Origin of the sequence: Nonomuraea deserti (assembly GCF_004348685.1) — a bacterium.
Lineage (GTDB): Bacteria > Actinomycetota > Actinomycetes > Streptosporangiales > Streptosporangiaceae > Nonomuraea > Nonomuraea deserti.
The window spans coordinates 1-25,489 of the sequence record NZ_SMKO01000052.1 but is presented as its reverse complement, the minus strand read 5'-3'; the positions used below and the strand labels follow the sequence as shown (position 1 = coordinate 25,489).

General features: G+C 72.7%; 27 protein-coding genes. 18 read left to right on the top strand and 9 right to left on the bottom strand.

Going from position 1 to position 25,489, the window contains the following annotated elements; translation table 11 throughout:
* Nucleotides 1-113 precede the first annotated feature (113 nt).
* The 3 genes from E1292_RS20530 (at nucleotide 114) to E1292_RS20520 (ending at nucleotide 2,818) form a co-directional block, all read left to right on the top strand.
* The gene (locus tag E1292_RS20530; RefSeq protein ID WP_165974646.1) at nucleotides 114-569 is read left to right on the top strand and encodes an NUDIX domain-containing protein; all 456 of its coding nucleotides are present in this window, start codon (nucleotides 114-116) and stop codon (nucleotides 567-569) included.
* A 592-nt stretch (nucleotides 570-1,161) separates the two neighbouring features.
* Nucleotides 1,162-2,298, top strand: a complete 1,137-nt coding sequence (locus tag E1292_RS20525; protein ID WP_132596850.1) for an MFS transporter — start codon at nucleotides 1,162-1,164, stop codon at nucleotides 2,296-2,298.
* A gap of 181 nt (nucleotides 2,299-2,479) precedes the next feature.
* Nucleotides 2,480-2,818, top strand: coding sequence for a YciI family protein (locus E1292_RS20520; protein WP_165974645.1), 339 nt, complete (start codon nucleotides 2,480-2,482; stop codon nucleotides 2,816-2,818).
* A gap of 79 nt (nucleotides 2,819-2,897) precedes the next feature.
* On the opposite strand, the gene E1292_RS20515 is transcribed toward E1292_RS20520, so the two are convergent.
* From E1292_RS20515 to E1292_RS20505, 3 genes are all read right to left on the bottom strand, one after another.
* Nucleotides 2,898-4,346, bottom strand: coding sequence for an ankyrin repeat domain-containing protein (locus E1292_RS20515; protein WP_132596849.1), 1,449 nt, complete (start codon nucleotides 4,344-4,346; stop codon nucleotides 2,898-2,900).
* Nucleotides 4,347-4,760: 414 nt separating this feature from the next.
* Nucleotides 4,761-5,930 carry an alpha/beta hydrolase family protein gene (locus tag E1292_RS20510; RefSeq protein WP_132596848.1) on the bottom strand — a complete coding sequence of 390 codons (1,170 nt, stop codon included), beginning with the start codon at nucleotides 5,928-5,930 and terminating at the stop codon, nucleotides 4,761-4,763.
* 85 nt (nucleotides 5,931-6,015) lie between these two features.
* Entirely contained in the window at nucleotides 6,016-6,657 is a 642-nt protein-coding gene (locus E1292_RS20505) for a TetR/AcrR family transcriptional regulator C-terminal domain-containing protein (protein WP_132596847.1), read from the bottom strand.
* An 82-nt stretch (nucleotides 6,658-6,739) separates the two neighbouring features.
* Here E1292_RS20505 and E1292_RS20500 point away from each other — a divergent pair, with 82 nt between their 5' ends.
* Nucleotides 6,740-7,351: an NADPH-dependent FMN reductase gene (locus tag E1292_RS20500; protein WP_132596846.1), complete on the top strand. Its 612-nt coding sequence runs from the start codon at nucleotides 6,740-6,742 to the stop codon at nucleotides 7,349-7,351.
* A 10-nt stretch (nucleotides 7,352-7,361) separates the two neighbouring features.
* Here the strand turns inward: E1292_RS20500 and E1292_RS20495 are convergent, their stop codons facing one another.
* The 5 genes from E1292_RS20495 to E1292_RS20475 all read right to left on the bottom strand — a co-directional run bounded on the left by E1292_RS20495 (nucleotide 7,362) and on the right by E1292_RS20475 (nucleotide 12,121).
* A complete protein-coding gene (locus E1292_RS20495; protein WP_132596845.1) occupies nucleotides 7,362-7,955 on the bottom strand; it encodes a hypothetical protein in 594 nt (197 codons plus the stop codon).
* 52 nt (nucleotides 7,956-8,007) lie between these two features.
* Nucleotides 8,008-9,024, bottom strand: a complete 1,017-nt coding sequence (locus E1292_RS53860; protein ID WP_246090223.1) for a hypothetical protein — start codon at nucleotides 9,022-9,024, stop codon at nucleotides 8,008-8,010.
* Nucleotides 8,909-10,387 carry an AfsR/SARP family transcriptional regulator gene (locus tag E1292_RS20485; protein ID WP_132596844.1) on the bottom strand — a complete coding sequence of 493 codons (1,479 nt, stop codon included), beginning with the start codon at nucleotides 10,385-10,387 and terminating at the stop codon, nucleotides 8,909-8,911. Before E1292_RS20485 ends, E1292_RS53860 begins: the two co-directional genes overlap by 116 nt.
* A 139-nt stretch (nucleotides 10,388-10,526) precedes the next feature.
* On the bottom strand, nucleotides 10,527-10,904 hold the full coding sequence (locus E1292_RS20480) for a hypothetical protein (protein ID WP_132596843.1): 378 nt from the start codon (nucleotides 10,902-10,904) through the stop codon (nucleotides 10,527-10,529).
* Between the two features lie 218 nt (nucleotides 10,905-11,122).
* A complete protein-coding gene (locus tag E1292_RS20475) occupies nucleotides 11,123-12,121 on the bottom strand; it encodes an AF_0692 family protein (protein ID WP_132596842.1) in 999 nt (332 codons plus the stop codon).
* Between the two features lie 209 nt (nucleotides 12,122-12,330).
* Here E1292_RS20475 and E1292_RS20470 point away from each other — a divergent pair, with 209 nt between their 5' ends.
* From E1292_RS20470 to E1292_RS20455, 4 genes are read left to right on the top strand one after another with little or no spacing between them, the layout of a single operon-like run.
* Nucleotides 12,331-12,855 carry an SAM-dependent methyltransferase gene (locus tag E1292_RS20470; protein WP_132596841.1) on the top strand — a complete coding sequence of 175 codons (525 nt, stop codon included), beginning with the start codon at nucleotides 12,331-12,333 and terminating at the stop codon, nucleotides 12,853-12,855.
* Nucleotides 12,852-13,418, top strand: a complete 567-nt coding sequence (locus tag E1292_RS20465; RefSeq protein ID WP_132596840.1) for a GNAT family N-acetyltransferase — start codon at nucleotides 12,852-12,854, stop codon at nucleotides 13,416-13,418. The genes E1292_RS20470 and E1292_RS20465 overlap by 4 nt, the downstream gene beginning before the upstream one ends.
* A gap of 21 nt (nucleotides 13,419-13,439) precedes the next feature.
* Nucleotides 13,440-13,901: a MarR family winged helix-turn-helix transcriptional regulator gene (locus tag E1292_RS20460; protein ID WP_132596839.1), complete on the top strand. Its 462-nt coding sequence runs from the start codon at nucleotides 13,440-13,442 to the stop codon at nucleotides 13,899-13,901.
* Nucleotides 13,898-15,127: an MFS transporter gene (locus E1292_RS20455; protein WP_132596838.1), complete on the top strand. Its 1,230-nt coding sequence runs from the start codon at nucleotides 13,898-13,900 to the stop codon at nucleotides 15,125-15,127. Before E1292_RS20460 ends, E1292_RS20455 begins: the two co-directional genes overlap by 4 nt.
* A gap of 27 nt (nucleotides 15,128-15,154) precedes the next feature.
* Here E1292_RS20455 and E1292_RS20450 read toward each other — a convergent pair whose 3' ends face one another.
* Entirely contained in the window at nucleotides 15,155-16,192 is a 1,038-nt protein-coding gene (locus E1292_RS20450; RefSeq protein ID WP_132596837.1) for an endo-1,4-beta-xylanase, read from the bottom strand.
* Nucleotides 16,193-16,552: 360 nt separating this feature from the next.
* Between E1292_RS20450 and E1292_RS20445 the strand changes: the two genes are divergently transcribed.
* From E1292_RS20445 to otnK, 10 genes are all read left to right on the top strand, one after another.
* Nucleotides 16,553-18,127 carry a sensor histidine kinase gene (locus tag E1292_RS20445; RefSeq protein ID WP_132596836.1) on the top strand — a complete coding sequence of 525 codons (1,575 nt, stop codon included), beginning with the start codon at nucleotides 16,553-16,555 and terminating at the stop codon, nucleotides 18,125-18,127.
* Between the two features lie 67 nt (nucleotides 18,128-18,194).
* A complete protein-coding gene (locus tag E1292_RS20440; protein WP_132596835.1) occupies nucleotides 18,195-18,623 on the top strand; it encodes a roadblock/LC7 domain-containing protein in 429 nt (142 codons plus the stop codon).
* Nucleotides 18,620-18,976, top strand: a complete 357-nt coding sequence (locus tag E1292_RS20435; protein ID WP_132596834.1) for a DUF742 domain-containing protein — start codon at nucleotides 18,620-18,622, stop codon at nucleotides 18,974-18,976. Before E1292_RS20440 ends, E1292_RS20435 begins: the two co-directional genes overlap by 4 nt.
* On the top strand, nucleotides 18,957-19,556 hold the full coding sequence (locus E1292_RS20430; RefSeq protein ID WP_220446962.1) for a GTP-binding protein: 600 nt from the start codon (nucleotides 18,957-18,959) through the stop codon (nucleotides 19,554-19,556). The genes E1292_RS20435 and E1292_RS20430 overlap by 20 nt, the downstream gene beginning before the upstream one ends.
* On the top strand, nucleotides 19,553-20,812 hold the full coding sequence (locus tag E1292_RS20425) for a cytochrome P450 (RefSeq protein ID WP_132596833.1): 1,260 nt from the start codon (nucleotides 19,553-19,555) through the stop codon (nucleotides 20,810-20,812). The genes E1292_RS20430 and E1292_RS20425 overlap by 4 nt, the downstream gene beginning before the upstream one ends.
* Nucleotides 20,813-20,955: 143 nt before the next feature.
* Nucleotides 20,956-21,405, top strand: a complete 450-nt coding sequence (locus tag E1292_RS20420; RefSeq protein WP_132596832.1) for an RlpA-like double-psi beta-barrel domain-containing protein — start codon at nucleotides 20,956-20,958, stop codon at nucleotides 21,403-21,405.
* Between the two features lie 11 nt (nucleotides 21,406-21,416).
* Nucleotides 21,417-22,016, top strand: a complete 600-nt coding sequence (locus E1292_RS20415) for a cell wall protein (protein WP_132596831.1) — start codon at nucleotides 21,417-21,419, stop codon at nucleotides 22,014-22,016.
* A 10-nt stretch (nucleotides 22,017-22,026) separates the two neighbouring features.
* Nucleotides 22,027-22,794, top strand: coding sequence for a MauE/DoxX family redox-associated membrane protein (locus E1292_RS20410; RefSeq protein ID WP_132596830.1), 768 nt, complete (start codon nucleotides 22,027-22,029; stop codon nucleotides 22,792-22,794).
* A gap of 68 nt (nucleotides 22,795-22,862) precedes the next feature.
* The gene (locus tag E1292_RS52255; RefSeq protein WP_181958265.1) at nucleotides 22,863-23,939 is read left to right on the top strand and encodes a hypothetical protein; all 1,077 of its coding nucleotides are present in this window, start codon (nucleotides 22,863-22,865) and stop codon (nucleotides 23,937-23,939) included.
* 292 nt (nucleotides 23,940-24,231) lie between these two features.
* Nucleotides 24,232-25,461: a 3-oxo-tetronate kinase gene (gene otnK, locus E1292_RS20400; protein ID WP_132596829.1), complete on the top strand. Its 1,230-nt coding sequence runs from the start codon at nucleotides 24,232-24,234 to the stop codon at nucleotides 25,459-25,461.
* Nucleotides 25,462-25,489: the final 28 nt, after the last annotated feature.

Below are 25,489 nucleotides of genomic sequence, written 5' to 3'. Positions count from 1 at the left end.
GCACGAAACCGCGTCGTCGGCGGTAAATATGCTGATATGACGGCGTATACGTGACCCTCGGTGGCACCCCGGTACGCTTCCCCGTCAAGGACAACGGATGGCGGAGGACGCCGGTGAAGAGGCTGTTGGCCCGGCTCTGGCGCTCACTTCGCGGGCCGGTGAAGTGGCGGCTGCTCTACCTGTCGCAGGACAAGTTCATGGTCGGGGTGACCGGCGTCGTCCGCGACCCGGACGGCAACGTGCTGCTGCTGCGGCACCGGTTCTGGGCCGAGGACCGGCAGTGGGGGCTGCCGACGGGCGGCGCGCAGCGGGGCGAGACCTTCGAGCAGACGGTCGTCCGCGAGGTCAGGGAGGAGACCGGGCTGGAGGTGCGCGTCGGGGAGATGGTGCAACTCAGGAGCGGGTTCCAGCTCAGGGTGGAGGTCGCCTACGCGGCCGGGTACACCGGCGGCGGCACGATGCGGCTGAACCCGATGGAGATCCTCGAGGCCCGCTGGTGCGCCCCCGACGACCTGCCGAAGGGCCTGCTGGAGTCGCACCGGCGGCTGATCGAAGCGTCACACCCGTAGGGGGAACGGCCGCCGGCGCCTCCGCGATCACCGCGCACGCCTGTCGCGTCCCCGCCGAGCGCGTCCCTCCGCAGGGCTCGCGGCCCGGCGCCGGGCAGCACGGCGGCGGAGAGCCTGGCGTGGACGGCGACCAGCACGAAGCTCAGCAGCCACACGCCGCCGAGCGCGGCCGGCGCGAGTACGAGCGGCACGCGCCACTGGCTCGAACACTCCCAGGGAGTGCAGCACCCAGTGGTGCAGGGTCGCGAAGAAGCCCGCGGCCGCGAACCAGCCGCGCCATGCCGCCTCGGCGTACGACCCCGCCCCCACCGTCTGGAGGGGGTCGGTCGGTGCGCCGGTCCGGGCCCTGCTTACGGGATACCGCCCGCGACAGCCGCCGCAGCTTACGCGAGGCCGTTCGCGCCCCCCGCCGGATCGGCTCACCGCCTGGCCGGCGGGGACTGGATCCCGCGAAACCTGCGGGATAGGGTGTCGCCCGGTGGTTTGCGCCACTCCATGTCCGAGGATCCTCGTCGAGGCGTCGCCCAACCGGGCTTGAGGATCGGGCCGGCTCGCCGGTCGCGTCTCCCGACTTGTGGGAGGTGCGTGCCCGTTGAGCATTCGTACGGTCGTCACCGTGGTGGCGTCAGGCGGAGCGGCCAGCATGGCCTTGGGGGAATTCGTCCCGTTCTTGACCTCTGTGAGCGTGGAGTTCGATCTGTCGCTCACCGCCGTGGGCCTGCTGTCCTCGGCCGTCACGCTGGTCGCCGGGCTCACCTGCCTGCCGCTGGGGTTATGGGTTGATCGGCACCAGCTGCGCGGGGTCTTCGTGGCCGGTCTGGTGGCTCTGGGGGTGGCGGGGCTGGCGGCGCCGTTCGCCGGAGGGGCGGAGGCGTTGTTCGCCTTGCGGGCGATCCAGGCCGCCGGCTACGCCCTCGTGGTGATCACGGGGCCGAGCCTGCTGGCTCGCTTGCTGGACGGCAGGTCACGGCAGACGGCCCTGGCGCTGTGGGGGCTGTGCGTCCCGTCCGGCCTGGCGCTGGCCGGCGCCGGCGGCGGGCTGGCCCCCGGCTGGCGCGCCGAGGTCGCGGGCGTGGGCGCGATCACCGTGGTGGTGGCCGCGCTGGCCTGGACGTTGCCGCGCGACGCCCGCCCCGGCCGGGAGGACGGCCGGGGCGGCTCGCGTCGCGGACCGGGCACGATGTGGCCGGTGGCCGCCCTGGCGGCAGGGTTCGCGATGATCGCCCTGGTCGGGGTCAGCGTGGTGACCGTGCTCCCGGCGTATCTGACGGCCGAGCTGAGCGTGCCGGGGTCGCAGGCCGGCCCGCTGGCCGGGCTGGTGTCCGCGGCCAGCGTGCTGGGCAGCCTGGCGGCCGGAGCGGCGCTGCGCGCAGGGACCCGGCCGCGGCGGCTGATCATCGCGGCGCTGCTCATGATGCCCCTGACGGCCGGGGTCTTCCTGCAGGCTCCGGTGGCGGTGGCGGCCGTCTGCGCGGCGGGGGTGCTGGCGGTCAACGGGCTGGCCGTCTCGGCCGTGTTCGCGGCGCTTCCCGCGGTGGCCGGCGATCGTATCGCCTGGGGGGTCGGGGCGGTGACGCAGTCGGGCAGCCTCGGCACGCTGCTCGGAGCGCCGGCGTACCTGTGGGTCGTCGAGATGGGAGGCTGGAGCTGGGTGACGGTGTTGACGGCGGCGATCGTGACCGGCGGAGTCTGTTGCGCCACGGCGGCCCTCGGCGGCCGGCTGCGGTAGCCCGTACCCACGCCGGACAGCTCCATGATCCGCCGGCGGGTCGCGCTCGAACATACGATTCGGCTCCTGCCGTCGAGGCGTCGTACGGGCGGGCGTCCCGATCGTCTTGTTCAGTGAAGGGTGCGCGCCGCGGCGAGATCGCCGGGACCCGCCACCCGACGAAGGATCGAGGAGGACACGCGTGAAGTACGTGCTGATGTTCGTGGAGACCGAGCAGTTCGCCAAGGAACTGGAGGAGATGGGCGAGAAGGAGCGGCAGACCGCCTTCGAGGCGGTGGGCCGCTGGTTCGCCGAGCACGCCGGAAAGATCACCCACCACACCCACCTGGCGCCGGTGCACACCGCGACCACGGTGCGGCTCGGCTCCGGGGAGCCGGTGGTCACGGACGGGCCGTTCGTGGAGGGCAAGGAGGTGGTCAGCGGGTTCGCCGAGGTCGAGGTGGCCGACCTGGACGAGGCGCTGGGGCTGGTCCGCTCGTGGCCGGCCTGCCCGCTCGTGGAGATCCGCCCGATCTCGTGAGCGAGCCGTCGCCCGCGACCGCGCGGCCGGAGATCGGCCGCGCGGTCCGGTCGCCCTCGCGCGGGCGCACGTCACCGGGTCACTCGTGCCGCTCCATGCCGCGCAGGTACGCCGCCACGCGGTGCCTGCCGCCGTATTCGGCCCAGCCGAGCGGGGTCGAGTCGTGCTCGGTGTCCCTGATCGTGAGGTCGGCCCCGAGCTCGACGAGCGTCGTGGCGGTCTCCACGTCGTCGTTCCAGGCCGCCGCGTGCAGCGGGGTGGCTCGACGCAGGTGGTTCACGTCGAAGCCGAGGCCGGCCAGCAGCCGTACCGCCGCGGGCCTGCGCTGCTCGGCCGCCCTGTTGATCAGATCGGGAGTGCGGGCGAGCGCCCGGGCCAGTGGCGCCCGGCCGGCCGCGGCCACCGCGCCGGCGTCGGCGCGCATGCAGGCGGCGGTGAACGCGTCCGTCTCGTCCAGCACGGTCGAGGCGCCCGCCGCGGCGAGGAGCTCCGCGACCTCGGTGTGCCCGTGCAGCACGGCCAGCTCGTACGGTGTGCGCCCGCCGAACGCCGGATGCCCGCCGAGCCCGTCCGCCTCCGCGCCGTGCGCGAGGAGCAGCCGGGTGCGCAGCGGGCCGCCCCGCAGCGCGGCGGTGGCGAGTTCGTCGCGCACCAGCTGCTGCGGCGACCGCAGCGTCGGGCCCAGCCGGACCTGCCACGGCCCGCCCTCTCCGCGCCCGAGACCGAACTCCAGCAGCAGCTCGAGGTGGGCGGGGTCGTCGGAGAAGGAGCCGCCGAGCCCGCGGTTGTAGAGGGCCTGGCTGTCGTTGGGGTCGGCCCCCGCCTCCAGGAGCAGCCTGGCCAGCTCCGGACCCCGCGGGTGCGGCGGCTGGTCGCCCTCCCCGCCGCCGAACGCGCCGGTGAGCGCAGTGAACGGGGAGATCAGCCCGTCCCACAGGAAGCCGGCGTTCGGGTCGGCGCCGTGGTCGAGGAGGAGCCGGGCCGCCTCCACGGGCCGGCCGGCGGGGTCGACGCGGGCGTAGGCCAGGTACAGCAGCGGCTCCCACCCGAAGGGGCCGCCCTGCGCGCGGGCCAGGCCGGGGTCCGCGGCCAGCGCGCCGGCCAGGGCGCCGGCCGAGCCGGTGGCCGCCATCGTGAAGACGTTGGCGGTGGACAACCACGGGTGCCGGGCCAGCAGCAGCCCGGCCTCGCCGGCCCTGCCCCGGTCGTCCTGGCCGTAGGTGAGGCAGGCGAGCCGCAGGAACTCCTCCGGCGGGTCCTCGCGCGGCGCGATCCGGTGCGGCGAGCGGGTGTACCGCTCGACGGTGCCGATGTGCTCCTTCAGCTTGGGCCAGCTCGCGAAGCCGTACATGCGGGCGGTGACGAGCTGCGCGTCGGACAGCCTGGGCTCTTGCGGCGGCCGGGGATGGAACTCCGCGACGAGCCCGCGCGCCTCGGGAGCGTCCGCCCTCATCTGCTGGAGGAGGGTCTTGGCCTGCTTGCGAAGCCGTTGGATGCGGGGGTGGTCGGGCAGGCGGTGGATGGGCACGATGGCCTCCTTTCCGTCTGGCCTGGTGTCCGCATGGTCAGGCCGGAAAAGAGGTCATGCCGGGATCGTTCGGAGACCGTCAGGTGGGCTTGGCCCTTTCCGCGGACCGGTGGCGTCCTGAAGCGCGCACCGTCCAGCCTACGTCGCCTCAGGGGCTCGTGCACAGGTAGCCGGAGGGCGTCTGGGTGTCGCCGCCGGGGCGGGTGGCCTGGAAGCCGTGCCTCGGGCGCGTGGACGACGAGGGCGAGCAGGGCCACGATCAGGGCCGGGACGGCACGGGCACGCATGACGGACTCCTTGGCGGGATCACCGTGTGCGGATTCCTGCACCGTGGGCGCCGGGACGCCCCACCTCAATCACCGCCACGGGCGCCGCCCGGCCAGCTGCGAGGGCACGCGCCCGGCCGTGAGAATTTCACGAGGGGTCGTGGAAGGTGACCTCGGGGTTGGCGGCGGACGGGCCGTCCAGCAGCGGCCGGTGTTTCCCGCGCAGATGCCGGTCGAAGAAGGCGCCCACGTACGCCGTGGTGATCTCGCCAGAACGTTTCCCCGTCAGCGGCGCGGAGGGGTCGGTCATCCCGACCTGGCCGCCCAGGACGGGCAGGTCGATGAAGGTGAAGTGGCCGGAGCCGGCCACGGTCAGCCAGCGTTTCCAGCCGTCCAGGCGGCGCCAGTCCCGGGGCCAGCTCGTGTCATCGGTGCCGGGCGAGTGCTGGGCCTCGGTGCCGAGCATGAGGAACGGCCGTTCGCCGAGGCCTGCCCTCGGCACCGGCGCGAAGAACGTGCCGTCCATGTTCGCCCCGGCGCGGACGCGGCGGTCGCCGGCCATGACGCTCGCCGCGGCGTTGCCGCCGAGCGAGTGGCCCGCGGCGCCGATCCGCCGCGGGTCGATCATCTTCGAGCGTTTCCAGGCGGTGCGGGTCAGCCGGTCGATGACGAAGGAGAGGTCCGCCGCCCGGCCGGCGGCGGCCTCGGCGAGCAGCCTCTTGCTCGCCGCGTCGGAGGGAGCGCTCTCCACCTTCTCGCACGCGACGCAGGTGAGCAGGCGCCCGCCCGGGAAGGTGGTGCCGTACGACTCGTAGGCGTGGTCCACGAGCGCGACGACGTACCCCTTCGAGGCGAGCTCCTCGGCGAGCGTGGTCAGGGTGGCGCGGTTGAGGGTGAAGCCCGGGGAGAGCAGCACCAGGGGGTGACGGCCGCCGGCGGGGGTGGCGCCGGTGCGGGCGTTCGTACGGACGCCGGCGAGCTGCTCCGCCTCGAAGCGGGTGTCGAGCTTCTGGCCCTCGAGGAGGAGGCGGGCCTCGCCGGTGGTCATGTACGGGGCGGCGCGCCCGCCGCCCCGGGCCGGGTAGTACACCGACACCATCAGCTCCCGCGCGCCCGCCCCGGGCTGCCACGGGTCGCGGCGCTCGCGGTCGACGAGGTGCAGGATGTCGCGGCCGACCTTGTGGTGACCGGTGGGGGCGGGGATCGCGATGCGCGTCCTGGCACCGCCCGCGGAGGCCGCCGCGGCGGGCGGCGGCGCCGTCAGCGGCAGGGTCAGGGTGAGCACGGCGGCCGCGGAGACGCGGGTGACACTGATCATGCGTAGCAGCGTAGGAAGGGCGGCGCCGTCCCCGGCATGCCCGAAAGACCAGCGTGCCCCCTTACTTTCGTCAGGGGTGACGCGGTCAGCGCCGGTAGCCGTACAGGAAGACGCGGACGCCGGAGACGATCATCTCGTCGGCCTCCTGCCGGCTCGGGGCGGGGGCGTGGTGGGGCGGACCGGCGGCTGAGACGAGCAGCATGAGCTGGACGGCCGCACGCTCGGGGTCGTCCGCGTGGAGCAGGCCCCTGGCCGTCCACTGCCGCAGGTGCTCGGCGAGCCGGCGGAGGACACGCCGGGGACCGACCTCCTGCCAGGCGTCGACGGCGGCCTGGGGGATGTGCCCGGCCTCGGCGTTGACCTGGCGGACGAGCGCGAAGTGCTCCGCGTGCTCGGTGGCCATCGGGGCGGTGAGGGCGCGGCCGAACTCCACGAGGTCGGCCTTCAGATCGACGATCCTGTGCAGGTGCCGGTCGATGATCGCGATCTGGGCGTCGGCCGCCCGGCCCGCGCTCTCCTTGATGACGGTCTGGAACAGCTCGGCCTTGTCGGTGAAGTGGTTGTAGATCGTCCGCGTGGACACCCCGGCCGCCGCGGCGATCGCGTCGATGCCGGCACGGGTGTAGCCGTCGCGGGCGAACACGGTCAGAGCGCCCGCCAGGATGGCCCTGCGCTTGTCGGCCAGCCCTCCATGGGGGCGACGTCTCGCCCTGTTGTCGCTGGTCATCTCACCTCAATTACAGTCATCGTTTTACATGTTGCCATACACGTTGTACTTTACCCGAACAAGGCACCGACAGGAGAGACCCATGATCAGAATTGGCATCATCGTCGGCAGCACCCGCCCACACCGCAGGACGGCCGTCGCGGCCCAGTGGGTCGCCGAGGTCGCCGCGCGGCACGCCGCCGTCACGGCGGGAGAGGCCTCCTTCGAGGTCGTCGATCTGGCCGAGCACGGGCTCCCCCTGCTGGACGAGCCCGTGCCCGCGATGTTCGGCGACTATCGCCACCCGCACACCCGGCGCTGGGCGCGGACCATCGCGTCCCTGGACGGATTCGTCTTCGTCACGCCGGAGTACAACCGCGGCATGCCCGCCGCGCTGAAGAACGCGATCGACTACCTGTTCGCCGAATGGAACAACAAGGCGGCCGGATTCGTCAGCCACGGCGTCCACGGCGGCACCCGCGCCGTGGAGCAGCTGCGGCTGTCCATGACCGAGCTCCAGGTCGCCAACGTCCGCACCCAGGTCGGGTTGTCGGCGTACACCGACTTCGAGCTCACCGACCCCACCGAACCCGGCGTGATCACCCCCGGCCCGCACCAGGAGGAGACCCTCGTCGAGCTGCTCGACGAGGTCGTCACCTGGTCCCGGGCGCTCAGGCCGCTGCGCGCGGACGCCCCGCAGGAGGCGCTCCGCTGACGCCGGGCGTTCAGGGGTGCGCGGCGAAGGGGCCGCCGGCCAGGCGGCGCAGCTCCTGGGCGACCTGCCGGGCCTGCCGCGCGTACGGCTCGGGGCGGCGGCCGGCCAAGATGGCGTCGGCCAGGGCGTGCAGCCGCACCGCCGGGAGCAGGGTGCGGGTGGCCGGGTCCTGCAGAACCAGGCTGACCAGGCGGCCCGTGCCCGGATCCTGGACGCGGAGCCGAGGGATCAGCCGCCCGGTCGGCACGGAGCCGAGGTCCCCGGCATAGGAGCGCTCGGCGATCGAGTCGATCGTGAACAGGTGAGCCGCGGCCAGATCGCACCGGTTCGTGGTGAAGGCGGAGCGCACGGCGAGGACCGTGCCGTCGAGCCAGGCGGCCGCACGCAGCAGGTCGGCCAGCACGATCCCCAGGGCGACGACGCAGGTGACCCCGACCAGGGCGGCGAGGGCGCCCATCACCACGGAGAGCCAGCCGGACAGGATGCTGGCGATCCAGGCCAGCACGGGGATCAGGAACAACACGACGACGCTGGAACACCCGCCCAGGACCTTCACCCCTGACGAACGCCCGGTGTGGAGCTGGACGCGGTGCGGACGGGCCATTGCCGCAACCTACCCGACACCCCGCCTCGGGGTCAGCGGACCGGCAGGCGCGTCAGCTCACCAGCGCCTGCGTCGCCGAGTCCTTCAGCCGGGCGTTCGCCCAGCGCACCTGCCTCAGGGTGTCGGGATGGCAGCGCTGGGCGAGCGCGAGCAGATCCTTGCGCCTCGCCCCCTGGGCGGCCTGGGCGAGCAGCTCCCAGTCGAGGGAGACGCCGGAGGCCACGCGGTTCAGGTGCCGGAAGTCGGCGAGCAGCAACAACGAGGGCTCGGGGCGGCGGCCCAGCCACTCGCCGGCCTTCTCGCGGACGAGTTCCATGAGCGTGGTGTCCCCCGCAGGCGACGGGTCCAGGTCCAGCCCGTAGTCCTTGCCGACGCGGGCCAGCTCGCGGACGTGATCATGGCACCAGGCGACCAGGTCACGCGCGACGTGGTACGTCTCATGGTCGGCCTTGTGCCGTTCCGACAGGCGCAGCAGGAGGTGCGCGAGCGCCTCCCGCTGGTCGCGGTGCTCTTCGGCGACGACACCGGCCGGCGGCTCGTCCAGGGGGATGTCCTGGTGCGGGTCGAGCAGCCGGCCGGCCTGCTCCGCGGTGTGGATGTAGTGGTCGTGCAGGCGGCGCCGGGCGGCGTCCCGCTCCCCGGGCGGATCGTGGAGGTCGGCCAGCTCTCCGGCGTAGGCGCGCATCAGGTCGTGGAAGGCGTACCGGCCAGGGGCGTGCTCGGTGACGAGGTGCGCGCCCGCCAGCCTCTCCAGCAGCGAGCGGGCATCGCGTACGGGGATCCCGGCCAGGCTCGCCGCCGCCGCCACGCCGATGCGCGGCCCGCGGTGCGTCGCCAGCGCGCGGAACAGGCGCGCCGTCCGGTCGCCGAGGATCCGGTACGACCACGAGAACACGGCCCTGACCCGGGTCGCCGGGTCCCCGGCGTCGAGCGCGTCCAGCACCCCGGGCGCCTCACGCAGTTCCTCGGCTATGGCGGCCAGCGGAACGCAGGGCCGCACGGCCGCGCGGGCGGCGGCGATCGCCAGGGCCAGCGGCAGCCGGCCGCATCTCGCGATGAGCTCGTCCACGGTGTCCGGCTCGGCGGCGACCCGCCCGTCCCCCAGCTGGCGGGCGAGCATCTCCCTGGCCTCGCCGCTGGTCGGCAGGTCCAGCGGCAGCGTAAGCCGCGCCCTCCTTGGCGACCAGGGCGGGCAGCCGGTCGCGGCTGGTCACCACCACGACGCAGCCGGCGGAGCCGGGCAGCAGCGGGCGCACCTGGGCGGCGTCGCGGGCGTTGTCCAGGACGATCAGCACCCGGCGGCCGGCCAGCAGGCTCCGGTAGAGCGCCGTCTGCGCGTCCATGCCGGACGGCACGCCCTGCGGCGGCACCCCGAGCGCGAACAGGAACCCGCGCACCGCCTCCTCCGGCGCCACCATCGACCCGCCGGGATCGAAGCCGCGCAGGTTCACGTACAGGTGCCCGCCGGGGAAACGGTCGCCGACGCGGTGCGCCCAGTGCGTCACCAGCGCGGTCTTGCCGACGCCCGCGCTGCCCGACACGACGGCCATCGCCACCGCCGTCGGCTGGGGCGCGGCGTGGTCCAGCAGGGCGTCGAGCCGGGACAGCTCCCCGCCCCTGCCGACGAAGCCGAAGGCGTCCATGGGCAGCCGGGACGCGATGGCGGGCGGGGGCGGCGGCTCAGGGAGCGGGCCGGGCTCGGCGGCCCGCAGGAGACGTTCGTACAGGCTCTGGAGCTCCGTGCCCGGATCGAGGCCCAGCTCGTCCCGCAGCTTCTCCCGCGCCCGGTGGTAGACGTCGAGCGCGCCGGCCGCGCGGCCGGCGGCGGTCATGGCCCGCATCAGCGCCGCCACCAGCGGCTCGCGCAGCGGATGGCGCTCCACCAGGGCGGTCAGCTCGGCGGTGACCTCGTGGTGGCGGCCGGCGGCCAGCTCGATCCTCGCCCACTCCTCCCAGACCGCCAGCCGTTTCTCCTGCAGGGTGCGCACGTCGCCGGCGAGCGCGGGGCAGTCGACGCCGCTCAGCGGCTCGCCCCGCCACAGGGCGAGCGCCCGCCTGAGCAGGGCGGCCGGACGGGTGGGCTCGGCGTCGCGCGCGGACGCGACGAGCTCCTCGAACTCCGTCGCGTCCAGCCGGCCGATGCCGGGCCGCAGCAGGTAGCCGCCGCGTACGGTGGTGATGACGTCACCGCCCGCGCCGGCGTCGGCCAGGGCCCGCCGCAGTTTCGACACCAGGTCCTGGATCTGGCGGCGCGCCGAGGCGGGCGGCTCCTCCCACACGACGTCGATGAGGCGGTCGACCGTCACCGCGTGGCCGGCGTTCAGCAGGAGGGCCGCGAGCGCCCTCTCCTGGCGAGGCCCGTGCCGGGGGATCCTCCGCCCGCCGGACCGCACGTCCGGCGGGCCGAGGACACCGAACCAGAGATCAGCCACCGGATGCCACCCCGCGAGAAGTTCACACTAAGAGAACTTCTCATGGTACCGGCCGCCGGCACACCCGGTCAGGACTTCGGATCACACCGGCGACCCGGCCGTTCCTGGCACGGGGAGCGCGCGCCGGCCTCCGCGCCGATCAGCAGTGCGCGACGCCGGGGTACGGATCGACCGAGGTGTACACGTTGACCGCCGCCACGTATCCCCAACTGCCGGTCTGGTCACCGTACGTGTAGTACCAGACGTTGTTGCCGCCGCCGTGCTGCTGGCCGGTCCGGTAACACTTGAAGTAGCTGAACGTCGTGAGCAGCCGGTCGACGACCCGCTCCGGGTTGCCGTTGGGCCGGGAATACTGCGGGGCGGCGTAGATCGCAGCGGGTGCGTTGTCGCAGTACAGGTTCCCGCCGCTCGCGTAGCAGGTGGCCGCCGCCGCGGGAGCGGCGGCCGCCGTCGACACGGCGGCGCACGCCGCGAGCGAGAGCACCACAGCCGGACCGATTCTCTTGCGCTTACCCATCGCTCGCCTCCACGTCGCGCGGCACCGCCATGAACAGGACTCGCCCAGTCTCGCCGCAGGGCGGAGGGCGAGCCAGGTCAACGATCGGACATTTGCCGGACATGTCGGACTCGCCAATGTGCGCGGCCGGAGAATGCTGAACGCCAGGGATCACAGGTGCTCCGCGACCATGACGGGAACCCCCGGCGCCTGCCCTACCGGCACCACGGCGCGGCGGGTCAGCCCGACGGCACGAGGCGGCGTTCGGTGTGCCGGCCCAGCAGGGCCAGCAGCAGCGCCATGAGCACGGCGAAGCCGACCAGGCCCACGCGGTCGAAGGTGGTGGTGGCCATGACGGCGGCGCCGAACAGGGTGTGGGACACCAGCGCGCCCCCGGCCAGCCAGACCCGGTGCGTGTCCGTCCAGCCGGCGGCGGACCAGCGGTGGAGCAGCACGCCGACGACGACGGCGACCGCGGCGGCCAGGATCATCGGCACGAGCACCCACCAGCCCCTGCCGCCGGCGGGCGGCGGGACGATCGGGATGAGCAGGCCGAGGAAGACGGCGGTGGCGAGCGCGGCCAGCAGGCCCACGACGGCGGGCTTCGGCGCGCTCGTGCCGGCCGGGGGCGCCGGCGTACGCCCGGGAAGCACCTTCAGGGCGAGCACGGAGAGCATCACGCAGGCCAGGACGAACGCGGCCAGCACCGGCAGCGGCACCTGGTAGCCGGGATCCATGACCGGCGGGATGAGCACCCGCAACATGGCCACGCCGAGGAGCGCGACGACGCCGACGCCGATCAGCCCGCCCCGCCGCAGGTAGGGGCGGTCGCGGTGGGCCGGGTGCAGGAGATCCGTGAGCATGATCGGGATCATCACGCTGAACACGGTGTGGTAGCCGATCTGCGACTCCCAGTAGGTCGTGTTGAGGCCGAACACGCGCGGCCCCCACTCGGCGGCGTGGTAGATGGCGGGGCTGGTCAGCGCCTGCAGCCCGATGCCGTCCTCGGCGAGTTCGTACACCAGGCCGAGCACGAGCAGGCTGGGCCAGCCGCCGCCGGTGCGGCGCACCGCCTCCCTGATCAGCAGCACGCCCGCGCCGTACATCGGCACCAGCAGCGGCAGCAGCCACATCATGTTCAGCGAGATCGCGCCGAACGTCATCTCCGCGCAGATCGGCGCCAGCGCGACCAGGGTCCACGCGGCTCTCTTGCGTCCCTTCATCGGCGATCCGGTCATGAGGTGGCTCCCGCCCAGTTGATTACTTGGTCAGGTAAAAAGTAACTCAGCCAAGTAAAAACCGGCAAGTCGCGGTGCGATCGGGCAGGCCTCGTACCTCCGGGGGCACCGGCGAGGGAAGGCAAAGAACAGGTCTGGACATATGCCGATTACGGCGACTCCCGTACGATGATCAGTCCAGCCACGGGTCGATGAAGGCGTGAGACTCCATGCGCGACGGCGATCAGGTCACTGGACGGGACGAGGCCGGAGACGGCGTGGTCCCACCGGGGATCGACCCCGCCCAGCCCAGCATCGCCCGCGTGTACGACTACTTCCTCGGCGGCAAGGACAACTTCGCCGTCGACCGCGCCGTCGCCGAGGAGGCGCTGCGGATCGCCCCCGACGCCCGCGAGGCGGGACGGGCGAACCGGGCCTTCCTGCGCCGCGCCGTGGAGCACATGGTCACGGAGGCCGGCATCCGGCAGTTCCTGGCCATCGTGCACTTCCACAATCCGGGCGCCGAGCACCCGGAGGCCTCCGGGATCGCCGAGGAGGCCGAGCGGAGCTTCAACCAGAATCTGGGCACCGGGCGCTGGCGCAGCCGGGAGGAGATCCGGTCGTACTTCGGCGACATGGAGCTCGTCGAGCCCGGGCTGGTCCCGCCGGCCGACTGGCGCGCCGAGCCGGAGGACCTCATCCGCCAGGACCTCACCCGCTACAACGTCCTGGCCGGGCTCGGCCGCAAGCCATGACAGCGGGGCGGGTGACGCTGGAACGGCTGACCGGCGAGCAGACACGGGCCCGAGCCGCCGAGCTGATGGAGATCTACGGCGTCGCCTTCAGCGAACCGCCGTGGAACGAGGACGGATCCGGCGTCGCGGACTTCGCCCGCCGCCTGGCCACCGACACCGGACGTCCGGGGTTCGTCGCGGTGCTGGCCGGACAGGACGGCAGGCCGATGGGCTTCGGCACGGCGTGGCCCACGCGGAGCCCTTTCCCCACCGGCCGCGCCTACGACAGGGTGCGTGCCGAGCTCGGCGACCAGGCCGAACGGCGCCTGGTCGGCGCCCTTGAGGTCGACGAGTTGGCGGTCGGCCCGCACGCGCGCGGACGGGGACTGGCCGGCCAGATCCTCGACCTGCTGTGCGAGGGCGCGGAGCGCTGCTGGCTGCTGACCTCGCCCCAGGCCTTGGGCGCGATCCGGGTGTACGAACGACTGGGGTGGGAGCGCCTGACCGGCCCCGAGGCGAAGGTGACGGTGTTCGCGCGGGAGCGGCGTACCGGCCAGGCGCCGATTCATAAGCCACTTATATGAGCTGGTGATATAAAGGGGCTTATGGATTCGGAACCCAGAAGCCACCTGGAGCTGGCCGCCGGGCTCGGCCGGGTCAGGACGATGATGCGCCTGATCGACGTGCCCAGAGACCTGTCGATCACCGCGCTGTCCACGCTGGCCAACCTGGAACGCCTGGGCTCCCGCCGCCTCACCGACCTGGCCGCGCTCGAAGGCGTCACCCAGCCCGCCATGACCCAGCTCGTCTCCAGGCTGGAGCGCGAGGCGCTGGCCGAGCGGCTGGCCGACCCCGCGGACGGGCGTGTCGTGGTCGTCGCCATCACCGAGCACGGGCGGGCGGAGCTGGCCAGGCGGCGGAGCACGCAGGCCAAGCGGCTGGCCGAGCTGCTCGCCGAGCTCCCGGAGGCCGACCGCGCCGCCATCGCCGCCGCCCTGCCCGCCCTCGAACGGCTCACCGCCCGCGCCCTCGGCACCACACCGCCGGCCCAGGGAGCGGCCGGATGACGCAGGCCAACGCGGCGGGCAGCCCGTTCCGCCAGCCCAAGGCCGTGTGGGCGGTGGCGTTCGCGTGCGTCATCTCCTTCATGGGCATCGGGCTCGTCGACCCGATCCTGCCCGCGATCTCCGCCGACCTGAACGCCTCGCCGAGCCAGGTGACGCTGCTTTTCACCAGCTACCTCGTGGTGATGGCGGTCGCCATGCTGGTCACGGGCTGGGTGTCCAGCCGCATCGGCGCCAAGTGGACACTGATCGCCGGGCTCGTGCTGATCGTCGTCTTCAGCGCGCTCGCCGGCAGCTCGGGAAGCATCGGCGGCATCATCGGCTTCCGCGCCGGCTGGGGCCTGGGCAACGCACTGTTCGTGGCGACCTCGCTGGCCGTCATCGTGGCCGCCGCCAGCGGCGGCTTCTCCGGCGCGATCATCCTGTACGAAGCCGCGCTCGGCCTGGGCATCGCGGTCGGCCCGCTGCTCGGCGGCGCGCTCGGCCACATCAGCTGGCGCGGCCCGTTCTACGGCGTCGCGGTGCTGATGGCGTTCGCGCTGGTCGCTACCATCCTGCTGGTACGCCCCCAGCCCAAGCCACCCCGCAAGACCTCGCTCCTCGACCCGATCAGGGCCCTGCGCCACCGCGGCCTGCTGATCATGAGCCTGACGGCGCTCTGCTACAACTGGGGCTTCTTCACCGTGCTCGGCTACGCCCCCTTCCCGATGGAGCTGGACGCCATCCATCTCGGGCTCGTCTTCACCGGCTGGGGCCTGATGGTGGCGATCTTCTCGGTGGCCGGCGCGCCCTGGCTGCAGCGGAAACTCGGCCTGGCCCGTACGCTCTACGGCAACCTCGCGCTGTTCGCGCTGGTCGTCTTCGTCATCGCCGCCTTCACCGGCAGCCGGCCGGTCCTGATCACCGCCGTGATCGTCGCGGGCGTGTTCATCGGCGTGAACAACACGCTGACCACCCAGGCCGTGATGATGGTCGCGCCCGTGGAGCGGCCGGTGGCCTCGGCGGCGTACGGATTCGTGCGCTTCATCGGCGGCGGGCTGGCGCCGTTCGCGGCCGGCAAGCTCGCCGAGCACGTCAACGTGCACGTGCCGTTCGTCATCGGCGGCTGCGCGATCCTGCTCGGCATCGGCATCCTCGCCACCGGCCACCGCGATCTGGCGCGCGCCGAGCGCAACCAGGCCGAGGCCGACGCCCACGCGGGCGAACCGGCCGGAGCCACCACGAGCTGAGATCGAGGGGCTCCGGCGCGGCTCAGGTCATCGCGCCCGCACCCCGAGCAGCGCCCGGTAGGCGGGCTTCGGCGCCAGGTCCTCGTCGAGCAGGCACGCCGCGCCCTCGCCGTCGAACCAGCCCGGCACCCACGAGTGGCGGTCGGTGAAGCCCCAGACGGTGAGCTCCTTGCAGGCCTCGACGCTCAGGCAGTCGGTGAGCGCCCGGCGGTAGTAGTCGGCCTGGGTGGTCAGCTTCTCGGGGGTCACGGGCAGCACCATGCGCACGTCCAGCTCGGTGACCGCGATCTCCAGGCCCAGGTCGGCGAAGCGGCGCATGACGTTCGCCCAGTCGCCCGGGTAGTCGTACTGGATGCCGAGGTGCCCCTGGAAACCGACCCCGTGGATGGGCACGCCGCGCGCCTGGAGGTCCTTGACCAGCGAGAGCGTGGTCTCGATCTTGGGGGCGTTCCATTCGAGGTTGTAGTCGTTGATGAACAGCTTGGCGTGCGGGTCGGCGCGGTGCGCCCAGCGGAAGGCGTCGGCGATGTAGCCAGGGCCGAGGTGCGTCAGCCAGATGTTCTGCCGCAGGCTGCCGTCCTCCTCCACCACCTCGTTGACCACGTCCCACGCCCTGATCTTGCCCTTGTAGCGGCGGACCTGGGTGGTGATGTGGTCGCGCAGGATCCGCCTCAGCTCGGCCGGGGCGATCGAGCCGTCGGCGACGCCCGCGGTCAGCCACGCCGGGAGCTGGTTGTGCCAGACGAGGGTGTGGCCGCGTACGCGCTGGCGGTTGCGGCGGGCGTTCTGGACGAGGGCGTCCGCGTCGGCCCAGGTGTACGCACCGCGCTCCGGCTCGACGGACTCCCACTTCATCGCGTTCTCGGCGGTGACGTGGTTGAACTGGTGGTTGAGCACCTTGCGGTAGTCGGCCTCGCCGCGCAGGGCGGCGATGTCGACGGCGGTGCCGATCCTGATGCCGTGCTGGTGGGCCAGCTCCCGCAGGTCACGCGGCGGGCGCGGGCCGGCGTACGCGGGAGCGGGCAGGGCGAGCACGAGCGCCAGGGCGATGATGAGGGGCTTCACCGGCGACCTCCGATGCGAAGCGTTGCAGGGGCGACCGCTGCCGGATCGCTCCGGACTTTCCGAAAATTTCTGATAGAGAGCGATAATTTCAGCGGTCGCGGGAAACGTAAGCGCTCGGCAGCCCCTCGTCAACACCCGGCGCACCCCGCCCTCACCACAAAAGGAGAAATGTCGATCTTGCGGTGATACAGGTGAGGCGTGAGGTTACGGCGTTGCTGTCTGTTCTTAATGGTGCGCCGATGCTACGGTTTGTCCCCAACCTGCTACGCGATCAGTCGCGAGGCGGCAACACAGCGTTCCCCTGCAGGAACGCCTGGTTCGAACTCGCTCGCCTGGCCGTCACGGCCTTGAGGACCACCGATGTCAGCACTTGCCCATCCCCCCGCTCCGCGAACGTTCACCCCGCGGCACCGCGCCGCCCTCGCGTTACTCGGGGGACTGGTCGTCACGGTGCCGGCCTGGCTCTGGGTGGTCTCGTCGGCCCCTCCCGGCGCCACGGGTCTCGTGGCGGCCGTCGGCGGAGTGGCGGCGGCGGTGCTGTCCTGCGCCGCCGCCGCGCTCGTTCACCAGCGGGCAGCCACCCTCGCGCTCCGCGAGCAGGCAGGCCGAGTCGCCCTGCTGGAGCGGGAGGCCCTGCGGCTGACCGAGGAGATCCTGCCCGCGCTCGGCGGCCAGGTGCGCGAGGGCGTGCCCACGGTCGACGCGCTCGCCAAGGTGGCGCAGCCGTCCGACGACCTGCTCCAGCGGCTGGTCAAGGCGGCCGGCCACGAGCTCGACCTGCTCGCCCGCGAGGCCGCCGCCGCCCGCGCGGCAGGCGCGTCGCTGGAGGCCGAGGTCGTCAGGCTGACCGACGAGGCGCTGCCCGAGCTGGTCAAGCGCGTCCAGTCGGGCCACCAGCCGGTGGACGCCGCGCTCAAGGAGGTGCGCCAGCCGGTGCACGGCCCGCTGCGCGGGCTGCTGACCGAGACGGCGCGGCAGATCGGCGAGGGCGAGCGCAAGGGCACGGCGGCGATGCGCGCCTGCGCCGGCGCCGCCGCCCGCGTCCAGGCCCAGGCGACCAGCCTGCTGGCCCGGCTGCGAGAGCTGGAGGAGCGGTACGGCGACCAGGAGGACGTCTTCGCCGACCTGCTCGACCTTGACCACCGGGTCTCCCAGACGGGCCGGCTGGCCGACAACATCGCCCTGCTGAGCGGCGGCCGGTCGGGACGCCGGTGGACCAGGCCGATCACCATGGAGAGCGTGCTGCGCGGCGCCATGGGCCGCATCGGCGCCTACCGGCGCGTCCGGCTCCACTCGACCAGCACGGTCGCGGTCGCCGGATACGCCGCGGAAGGCGTGATGCACGCGCTGGCCGAGCTGATGGACAACGCGGCCGCCTTCTCCGCCCACGGCACCGAGGTCCACGTCTACGTCGAGGAAGAGGACAACGGCGTCGTGGTCACCATCGAGGACAGCGGCCTCGGCATGCGCTCCCGGGAGCGGCACCGCGCGGCCAAGCTGGTGTCCGAGCCGCTCGACCTGCGGATGTTGTCGGGCACCAGGCTGGGCCTGGCCGTGGTGGGCCGCCTGGTCGACAAATATGGCCTGATGGTCAGCTTCCGGCCGTCGGCCAGAGGCGGCACCGGCGTCGTGGTGCTGATCCCGCGCCGCCTGATCACCCAGCCGCGCCCGGACGACGAGCCGCCGGCCGTCGAGCCGCCTGACCCGCCCGCCGTGCCCGCCGCGTCCGCCCCCGTGCCACCGGCGCCGGAACCGGAGGGCGAGACCGGCGAGTCGCTGCCCAAGCGGCGCCGCGGCCAGACCCTCGCCGAGGCGACCAGGGACACACCCGCCCCGGCCGCCGAGCCCGTACGCGACGGCCGCGACCCGGCCGCCAGGTTCGCCGCGTTCCGCCAGGCCGGCGGGCGCGGGCGCGCCGCGAGCCCCGACTCCTGACCGGCTTTTCGATTCACAGATAGGAGGCAGGGGCCGACGTGCGGGACGCGCGCCCCCATCTTTCCCGATGAACTCTACGGACGCCTTGACGACCACGGACAGCAGCCTCGACTGGCTGCTGGAGAACCTCAGGGAGAAGACCCCGGGCATCGCCCACGTGCTGGTCCTGACCAGGGACGGGCTCAAGCTCTGCCACACCTCCGGGCTCGATCAGGACCGCGCCGACCAGCTCGCCGCGCTGGCCTCCGGGATCCAGAGCCTCTCCGTGAGCGCGTCGGCCGAGTTCGGCACCGCCATCGGGTCCGGGCAGGCGATGGTGGAGTTCCCCGGCGGCCTGCTGCTGATCGTGCCCGCGGGCGCGGGCGCCCATCTGGCCGTGGTCGCCGCGGAGGACGCCGACGTCGGCCTGGTCGGCCACAACATGAACGAGCTGGTCGAGCAGATCGGCACCTACCTCAGCGCGGCGCCGCGGCCGGCGGCCGGCGGTTCCAGATGAGGCAGCGGCCCGTCGACGACGAGGCTCCCGACCGGCTCTACATGGTCACCGGGGGACGCACCCGCGCCGACGAGAGCGCCTTCGACTCGGTGTCGCTCATCGTCAGCGAGTGCGAGCCCGCCCCCGGCATGCAGTCGGAGCACGTGAAGATCCTCCGGCTGACGCGGCGGCCCACGGCGGTGGTGGAGCTCTCCGCGCAGCTGCGGCTGCCGGTCAGCGTGGTGAAGATCCTGCTGTGCGATCTGCTGGACACGGGCCGGATCACCGTGCGCCATCCGTCCGCGCTGCGGTCGGCCGGCGGGCCGAGTCCGGAGCTGCTGAAGGAGGTGCTGGTTGCCCTCCAGAACATCTGAGCGCGCAGCGCTGCGCGCGACCGCCGCGGACGCGCTGAAGATCGTGATCGTGGGCGGCCTGGGAGTGGGCAAGACGACCATGGTCGGCGCAGTGAGCGAGATCCGCCCGCTCAGCACCGAGGAGGTCATGACCGAGGCGGGCGCCGGCATCGACGACACCCGCCGGGTGCGCGGCAAGACGACCACCACGGTGGCCTTCGACTTCGGCCGGATCACGCTGACGGAGAGCAAGGTGCTCTACCTGTTCGGGGCGCCCGGCCAGCAGCGCTTCTGGTACGTCTGGGACCAGCTCTTCTCGGGCAGCCTCGGCGCGGTCGTCCTCGTGGACACCCGCAGGCTGCAGGACTCGTGGTACTCCATCGACCGGCTCGAACACCACCGGATGCCCTTCGTCGTGGCCGTCAACCGGTTCACGGAAGGGCCGGGCGTGGACGCCGTACGCGATGCCCTGTCGCTGCCGGACACGGTGCCGCTCGTCGACTGCGACGCCCGGCTCCGGCACTCCAGCAAGGACGTGCTGGTCACGCTGCTGCGCCACCTCACCACCTGGTACGCCCCCGCCCAGGAGACCACGTCATGACGGAGAAGGCCGCGCTGTCCGGCTATCCCGACCACGCCGACGCCGTGCCGCTCTACGGGCCGGCCCTCGACGAGGACCCGGACGAGTTCTACCAGCGGCTCCGGCGCGAGCACGGCACCGTGGTGCCGGTGCTGCTCGACGACGGCGTGCCCGCGTGGTTCGTGATCGGCTACCGCGAGCTGCACCACGTCTTCGGCATGCCGCACCTGTTCGGCCGCGACTCCAGGCGCTGGAACGTGTGGGAGCACGTACCCCCTGACGGGTCCCTGATGGCGACGTTCCGCTGGCAGCCGACGGTGTTGTTCGCCGAGGGCGCGGAGCGGCAGCGGCGCACGGGCGCGATCGGCGACGCGATGGACGACGTCGATCGCACGGAGCTGGCCATGCTGGCGGAGCAGGTGTCCGACCAGCTGATCGACGGCTTCGCCGGCGACGGCAGGGCCGACCTGGTCACCCAGTACGCCAGACGGATCCCCGCGCAGGTCATCGCGCGGCTCATGGGGATGCCCGAGGCCGACATGGACGACGTGGTCACGAACGTCAACGTGGTGCTCGACGCCACCAGCGAGACCTACGCCGCCTACACCTGGCTCCGCGACAGGATGAGCACGCTCATGGCCGCCAAGCGTGACGTTCCCGGCGACGACATCGCCTCGCGGCTGATCGCCCACCCGGCGGAGCTCAGCGACGAGGAGGCCGACATGGACCTCGGGGTGATGCTCGTCGTGGCCAACACCCCGACCGCGGGCTGGATCAGCAACACGCTCCGCCTCATGCTGGTCAACGACCGGTTCTCGATCACTTTGCAGGGCGGCCGCAGCAGCGTCGGGCAGGCCATGAACGACGTGTTGTGGCGGGACCCGCCCCTGCGCAACGCGCCGGGACGCTGGGCGACCCAGGACTGCGAGCTGGGCGGGCGCCGCATCCGCAAGGGCGACCTGCTGGTGCTCGGCCTGGCCGCCGCCAACGCCGACCCGCAGGTGCAGCCCGCGGACGAGTCCGATCCCGGCGCGAACCGGGCCCACATGTCCTTCGGGCACGGCGAGTACAGCTGCCCCTATCCCGCGCCGGAGCTCGGCGAGGTCATCGCCGAGACCGCGGTCGAGGTGCTCCTCGACCGGCTGCCCGACGTGGACCTCGCGGTCTCGCCGGACGCGCTGCGCTGGCGGCGGTCGTTGTGGATGCGGAACCTGGAGACGCTGCCGGTGCACTTCAGCCCGACTGCTCCGAGGCAGGGCTCCTGGGACGCCGGTTAACTCCGGAAGCGCAACATACCGGGCGAATACCGACTCAATTGGGATATTGACGAAAAATCCTTACATGGTACTCATGGATCGAGTCGGAAAGCTTCAGCACCTCCTCAAGGTTCGTCCGGAGCTCACCCCCTAGGAGGACGCGCATGGCGCGTAACCCATCCACCGACCCGCCCGCCGACTTACTCGGCCCCGTCCAAGGAGAAGTCTCCTGGTTCTGCTGCGGCACCGCATGGGGACCGTGCAGCAGCACAGGAAAGGGCGCCTGCGGCACCTGCAACTCGGGAAGCCTGCAGCACGCCTGGCCGAACGCCTCCGACGCCTGCTGGTCGATCACCCGCCCCGACCGCTGCGGCGTCAACCTCTCCCGCAGGACCTGCGGATTCCGGCACCGCACCACGTCCCTGTGCGGCGGCGCCAGCGTCGTCACCACGATCGCCGACTGCGGCCCGCAGACCGACCTGTTCTGCGGCGAGCGCAGCTGCTGCGGCTCGACCTGCGCGAACAACCGGCTGATCGACCTCACCCCGGCGGCCTACAGCCGCATCGCCAGCCTCTCCACCGGCCTTCGGCCGTGCGAGATCGCGACCGGATAGGGGAGCCGACGATGAGAAGCAGAAGAGACGTGCTCAAGTCCGCCGTGCTCGGCGGCGGCGCCGGCGTCGTCGCCGCCACCGCGCTGGGCTCGCTCGGCCCGGAGGCCGCCTTCGCCACCACTTCCGGCCCGGAACTCGAACCCGGCACCCCCGACCCCGACTTCGTCGAGGGCCGGATCCGCTCGATCAAGGACAACACGCTCTTCGTCCTGGGCTCGAACATGGTGTTCCACCGCATCAGGGTCGTCGACGGCACGAGCCTGTGGAAGCTGGGCCCCGTCCCGTTCGACCAGGCCAAGCCCGGTGACGGCCTCTACGCCCGCGGCGTGCGCATGCCGGACGGCCTGCTCGCCGCCGAATCGGTGTGGCTCAACATCGTCAACATCAAGGGCCACATCACGAACATCAAGGACCAGACCCTCCACCTCGACCACAACGGCAAGGAAGTGCTCTGCCACGTCGTGGCCGGGAAGTCGGTCGCGATCCGGTCCGACGCGCCGCCGTCCGCGGACCTGTCGATGCTGAAAGTGAGCCAGCACGTGCAGATCCTGGGCGCCTGGCGGCCGGACACGAACGAAGTCGACATCGCCACCGTCTTCTCCCCGCACTAGGAGCGTCCACATGCACGGGATCGCCGCGTCGCAGCCGTACGTGATCGCCCTCTTCCTGGTCTGGGCGGGCCTGATGAAACTGCTCAGCCGGCGGATGCGGGCGGGGGCCGGGCACACCGCCCTGGCCCGGCTGGCCGGCCCGGCGCGCGCGGTCCCCGCGTTCCGGCTCGTGGCGCTCGCAGAACTCGCGGTGGCCGCCGTACTCCTGCTCCCACCCCTCCTTCCGCTGGAGGCCGCGGCCGCCGCGGCGCTCTGCGCCGGCTTCCTCGCGTACCTGGTCTACGCGCACGTCGCCGCGCCCACCGCTTCGTGCGGGTGCCTCGGCGCCCACTCCCGCCCCGTGGACCTGCGCGCCTTCGCCCGAGCGGCGTTCCTGCTCGTCGCAAGTCTCCTCGCGATCCCCGCCGATCCCGGCCCGCCGCTCGCCACGCTCGCCCTCGCGGAGGCCGCCGTCCTGCTGGCCCTCTCGGCGGAGCTGGACCGCCACTGGCTCATCCCCTTGCGGCGCCTCCTGGTACGGCTGCGCCGCCCCCTCGCCGCTCCCCCGCCGGCGGAGGTCCCGCTGGCCACCTCGCTGCACCTGCTCTACCGCAGCCCCGCGTACTGCTCGGCGTCCGCGCAGCTCACCACGGACGTCCAGGACACCTGGGACGAGGACGGCCTGCGCTTCGTCGTCTACGGGGCACGCGAGCGGACGGCGGTCTTCGCCGTGCCCCTCACCGGCGACGATCCCTCGGCCGTCCGGGTCAGCCTGGTCCGCGAGCCGACCGGGGTCTGACCGGGCCACCGGGCACACATTTCTGAGGCTGGTGGTACAGAACGGATGAATTACCCCACAATGGGGTGATGGCATTTCCTCCGCAGCCTCCGCAATCACAGCCCGGCCACGGTCCCCCGCCCGGTCAGGGCGGCTACGGACCTCCCCCGAGCCAGGGCGGCTACGGACCTTCTCCAGGCCGGGACGGCTACGGACCTCCCCCGAGCCAGGGCGGCTACGGACCTTCTCCAGGCCGGGACGGCTACGGACCTCCTCAGGGTCAGGGCGGCTCCGAAGGTGGTTACGACCCGCAGACGGTCCCGGCCTCGCCGTACGGCCCGCCCGGCTACTCCGGCCCGATCCCGTACGGCTCCCCGCCTGAGCAGCCCAACAAGGCACTGATCATCGGCGTGGTCGCCGCCTTCGCGGTGGTCCTCCTGGCCGGCGGAGGGTACGGCGTGTACGCCTACACGAGCGCCCGGGACCCGATCCCGCCTGTCGCCCTGCAGACCCCCACCCCGCCGCAGTCGGATCCCCCGTCGGCCTCGCCGTCCGGCGAGCCCACGTCCAGCCCCACGTCGGAGCCCACGTCCGAGCCCACGTCGGAGCCCACGTCCGAGCCCAGCGCCGATCCCACAGCGGAGCGCACGGAGCCGAGCACGAACCCCGGCAGGTCGAACCGCCCCGAGCCGGAATCGCCGATCACGCACGGTGAGTTCCCCGACTGGAAGTTCAGCCTGGGGGAGGTGAAGTTCGCCGCCGACAAGGTGGGCGGCTGGACGTACGACTCCTGCGACACGGTGGACAGGCAGGGCGAGCTGGCCAAGAACAACTGCGAGCGCGCCATCGAGCTCGCCTACTCGGCCTACTCGGGGCACCTCAAGGCGGTACAGGTCATCATGTCGTTCCCGAGCGAGGCCGCCGCGAAGACCGCCGCGACGCGCCTGGCCAAGCTCTCCTCCAACGCCGTGAAGTGGCGCCGGGACCAGGCGCTCGACAAGTTCGTCTACGGGAAGATCCGCTCAGGACCGATCAAGAGGTACGTCGTCCTCACGGTCGTCACCGCCGACAGGACGGCCCGTGCCAAGGCCACGAAGTTCCACCACTACCTGCAGGCGGACCACAAGAACTACTTCCTCTTCCGCGACCTGAGCGTCCCCGGCTGAGCGGAGGACGGCGACCGGCGGCCCATCCCGCCGAGAACCCATGCGCCCGTTCCACGACCTGAGCGCCCCCCGGTTGAGCGGAGGACGGCTACCGACGGGCCGTCCCGGCGAGAGCCCTTTCACCCGTTCCACGACCTGAGCGTTTCCGGGTGAACCGTCCGTCCGGGTGAGAGCCCTTTCGCCCTGTCATCGGTGACGCACGCCGTGCCGTCCGAGACCCCCGGTCAGCGGCGGCGGCGCACGCCGATAACGTCAGCATCATGTTCGACTCCCACCAGGCCACGGTGCTTCGATGATCGGCGCCATCGCGGACGACTTCACCGGTGCGACCGACGTCGCGGTGGCCCTGCGCCGCCGTGGCATCCGTACCGTGCTGTTCTTCGGACTTCCGCCGGAGGCGGCGGAACCACCCGAGTGCGACGCGCTCGTGATCGCGCTGAAGACCCGGACCGCCGCCAGGGCGGACGCGGTCGCGCAGTCGCTGGGCGCGCTCGGCTGGCTGCGCTCGCGCGGCGTCCGCCAGGTCTACGTCAAGTACTGCTCCACGTTCGACTCCACGGCCGAGGGGAACATCGGGCCGGTCCTCGACGCCCTGGCCGGCGCCATGGACGCGCCCGTGGTCGCCATGACGCCGAGCTCGCCCGAGCACGGGCGCACCCAGTACAACGGTTACCTCTTCGTCGGTGACGTGCTGCTCGGCGAGTCGCACATGCGGCACCATCCCCTGACCCCGATGACCGACTCGTACCTGCCGCGCCTGCTTGAGGGCCAGAGCGCGCACCGGGCGGGCGTCGTGACGCTGGCGCAGGTCCGGGCGGGGGCGATGGGGCGGCGGCTGGCCGAGCTGCGGGCGGAGGGCGTGCGCTACGCCCTCGTCGACGCCGTGGACGACGCCGACCTCGTGACCGCCGGTCGGGCGCTGGCGGACGCGCCGCTGGTCGCGGGCGCGGCCGGGCTCGCCGGCGGGCTCGCCGCGGCGCACGCCCGGTCCGGGCACGATGAAGCGCCCGCCCCCGCGCCGCGGGGTGCCGCGGCGGTGCTGGCGGGCAGCTGCTCGGCCCGTACGCTGGAGCAGGTCGCCGCCATGATCGAGGCGGGCAGGCCGGCCTACCGGCTGGACGCGCTGGCCGACCAGGACCACGAGTCGCTGGCCCGGGACGCGCTGGCCTGGTACGACACGCTGGACGTCGAGGCCGGCGCGCCCCTCGTCTACGCATCGGCCGAACCCGCCGAGCTGCGCCGCGTACAGGAGATCGTGGGCGCGGAACGGTCGGCCACGATCCTGGAGTCGGCGATAGGCCGCGTCGCGCAGGGGCTGGTCGAGCGGGGCGTCACCCGCGTGATCTCGGCCGGCGGCGAGACCTCGGGGGCCGTCGTGAGCGCGCTCGGCGTGCCGGGCGGGGTGATCGGCGGGGAGGCGGCACGCGGCGTGCCATGGATCCACACGGCGTCCGGTCTCGCACTCCTGCTCAAGTCCGGCAATTTCGGCGAGCCCGGCCTCCTGGTCGAGTCCTCACGCTAACCACCGCCCCAACCCGCCGACCAAAGCC

Coding starts and splice junctions, on each gene's coding strand:
- E1292_RS20510 (WP_132596848.1), bottom strand. CDS start 5,930: ATGATCAGTGTCACCCGCGTCTCCGCGGCCGCCGTGCTCACCCTGACC.
- E1292_RS20505 (WP_132596847.1), bottom strand. CDS start 6,657: ATGACCAGCGACAACAGGGCGAGACGTCGCCCCCATGGAGGGCTGGCC.
- E1292_RS20500 (WP_132596846.1), top strand. CDS start 6,740: ATGATCAGAATTGGCATCATCGTCGGCAGCACCCGCCCACACCGCAGG.
- E1292_RS20495 (WP_132596845.1), bottom strand. CDS start 7,955: ATGGCCCGTCCGCACCGCGTCCAGCTCCACACCGGGCGTTCGTCAGGG.
- E1292_RS20480 (WP_132596843.1), bottom strand. CDS start 10,904: ATGGGTAAGCGCAAGAGAATCGGTCCGGCTGTGGTGCTCTCGCTCGCG.
- E1292_RS20475 (WP_132596842.1), bottom strand. CDS start 12,121: ATGACCGGATCGCCGATGAAGGGACGCAAGAGAGCCGCGTGGACCCTG.
- E1292_RS20470 (WP_132596841.1), top strand. CDS start 12,331: ATGCGCGACGGCGATCAGGTCACTGGACGGGACGAGGCCGGAGACGGC.
- E1292_RS20465 (WP_132596840.1), top strand. CDS start 12,852: ATGACAGCGGGGCGGGTGACGCTGGAACGGCTGACCGGCGAGCAGACA.
- E1292_RS20460 (WP_132596839.1), top strand. CDS start 13,440: ATGGATTCGGAACCCAGAAGCCACCTGGAGCTGGCCGCCGGGCTCGGC.
- E1292_RS20455 (WP_132596838.1), top strand. CDS start 13,898: ATGACGCAGGCCAACGCGGCGGGCAGCCCGTTCCGCCAGCCCAAGGCC.
- E1292_RS20445 (WP_132596836.1), top strand. CDS start 16,553: ATGTCAGCACTTGCCCATCCCCCCGCTCCGCGAACGTTCACCCCGCGG.
- E1292_RS20440 (WP_132596835.1), top strand. CDS start 18,195: ATGAACTCTACGGACGCCTTGACGACCACGGACAGCAGCCTCGACTGG.
- E1292_RS20435 (WP_132596834.1), top strand. CDS start 18,620: ATGAGGCAGCGGCCCGTCGACGACGAGGCTCCCGACCGGCTCTACATG.
- E1292_RS20425 (WP_132596833.1), top strand. CDS start 19,553: ATGACGGAGAAGGCCGCGCTGTCCGGCTATCCCGACCACGCCGACGCC.
- E1292_RS20420 (WP_132596832.1), top strand. CDS start 20,956: ATGGCGCGTAACCCATCCACCGACCCGCCCGCCGACTTACTCGGCCCC.
- E1292_RS20415 (WP_132596831.1), top strand. CDS start 21,417: ATGAGAAGCAGAAGAGACGTGCTCAAGTCCGCCGTGCTCGGCGGCGGC.
- E1292_RS20410 (WP_132596830.1), top strand. CDS start 22,027: ATGCACGGGATCGCCGCGTCGCAGCCGTACGTGATCGCCCTCTTCCTG.
- E1292_RS52255 (WP_181958265.1), top strand. CDS start 22,863: ATGGCATTTCCTCCGCAGCCTCCGCAATCACAGCCCGGCCACGGTCCC.
- otnK (WP_132596829.1), top strand. CDS start 24,232: ATGATCGGCGCCATCGCGGACGACTTCACCGGTGCGACCGACGTCGCG.